Origin of the sequence: Actinotalea sp. C106 (assembly GCF_023630195.1) — a bacterium.
In the GTDB taxonomy this organism is placed as follows: domain Bacteria; phylum Actinomycetota; class Actinomycetes; order Actinomycetales; family Cellulomonadaceae; genus Actinotalea.
Genome location: NZ_JALPKN010000517.1, coordinates 1 through 1,201, shown reverse-complemented (window position 1 = coordinate 1,201; position 1,201 = coordinate 1). Strand labels below are relative to the sequence as shown.

The 1,201-nt window shown below is 72.8% G+C and carries 3 protein-coding genes; 2 read left to right on the top strand and 1 reads right to left on the bottom strand.

The features are described from left to right. Positions 1-208: 208 nt before the first annotated feature. A complete protein-coding gene (locus L0B03_RS18140) occupies positions 209-478 on the top strand; it encodes a Rho termination factor N-terminal domain-containing protein (RefSeq protein WP_250448443.1) in 270 nt (89 codons plus the stop codon). Between the two features lie 24 nt (positions 479-502). Here the strand turns inward: L0B03_RS18140 and L0B03_RS18135 are convergent, their stop codons facing one another. Beyond that, complete coding sequence (locus L0B03_RS18135) at positions 503-889, bottom strand: metalloregulator ArsR/SmtB family transcription factor (RefSeq protein WP_250448441.1); 387 nt, start codon at positions 887-889, stop codon at positions 503-505. An 85-nt stretch (positions 890-974) separates the two neighbouring features. Here L0B03_RS18135 and L0B03_RS18130 point away from each other — a divergent pair. After that, positions 975-1,201, top strand: a 227-nt coding sequence (locus tag L0B03_RS18130) for a hypothetical protein (RefSeq protein WP_250448439.1), incomplete at its 3' end; no start/stop codon positions are given.

The following is a 1,201-nucleotide window of genomic DNA, read 5'->3' as shown; positions in this document are numbered from 1 at the left end:
AGGGCGCACGCCGCGACCACGCTGACCGAGCGGGGGAGGGGCCAGCGAGCCCGCCCGGGCCACGCGAGGGCCGCCAGCGCCGTCATCTGCCCCAGCACGAGGCGGTCGTCGTCGTCCATCGGCCCAGCCTGCCACCCGCGGATGCGCGGCGTCCGGCCCGGGCGCAGAGTGGCAAGGGAACGGCGGCACTACGAGTAGGAGGAACCCGATGCCCGAGCGTGACCCGGGACCGAGCGTCAAGGACGACGAGCTCTACGAGAAGCTGCGTGACGAGGGGAGCTCGAAGGAGAAGGCCGCACGCATCGCGAACGCGGCGGCGAACCGCTCGCGCAGCGAGGTCGGTCGCCGCGGGGGCGGTTCGCCCGCCTACGAGGAGTGGACGGTCGACGAGCTGCGCTCGCGGGCGGCCGAGCTCGACATCAGCGGCAGGTCCTCGATGACCAAGGACGAGCTGATCGACGCGCTCCGGTCGCACTGAGCCCGCGTCCGTCCTCGGGTCGCGTCAGGGTCGCCCGGCCGTGGTGAGCACGCGCGCGATCTCGTCGAGGGCGCCGGGCACCAACGAGTAGTACGCCCAGACCCCACGCTTCTCGCGCCGGAGCAGCCCGGCGTCGGCGAGGGTCCGCAGGTGGTGCGAGACGGTGGGCTGGCTCAGGCCCACGGGCTCGGTGAGGTCGCACACGCAGGCCTCACCGTTCTCGCGCGCGGCCACGAGGGAGAGCAGCCGCAGGCGGGCAGGGTCGGCGATGGCCTTGAGCACGACGGCGAGACCCTGCGCATCCTTGGCGGACAACGGCGTCCGGGCCAGGGGTGCGCAGCAGGCCACCGCTGCAGGGAGCGCGCCGACCTGGTCGGGGGTGCCGGGGGTGGTCTCGATCGCGGTGCTCATCAACCCATCCTCCTCTAGATATTGACGTCTGTCGATGTTTACTGCACGCTCAGACATCGACAGGCATCGATATCTAGGAGGGGTCATGGACGAGGGACGGGTCGAGCAGGTCCGGGAGCGCTACGCGGCGGCCGCGCTGACGGTCGTCGGAGGAAGGCGGGCGGAGCCCGAGGCCTCCGGAGGTGCGGGTGAGGACTGCTGCGGCTCGGACTGCTGCGGCGGGGGCGCCGACGAGGCCGCGGCACCGCGCGTCGACTTCGGGGCCGAGCTCTACGGCGGAGCGACCGCGGAGCTGCCCGAAGTCGGAGGCCA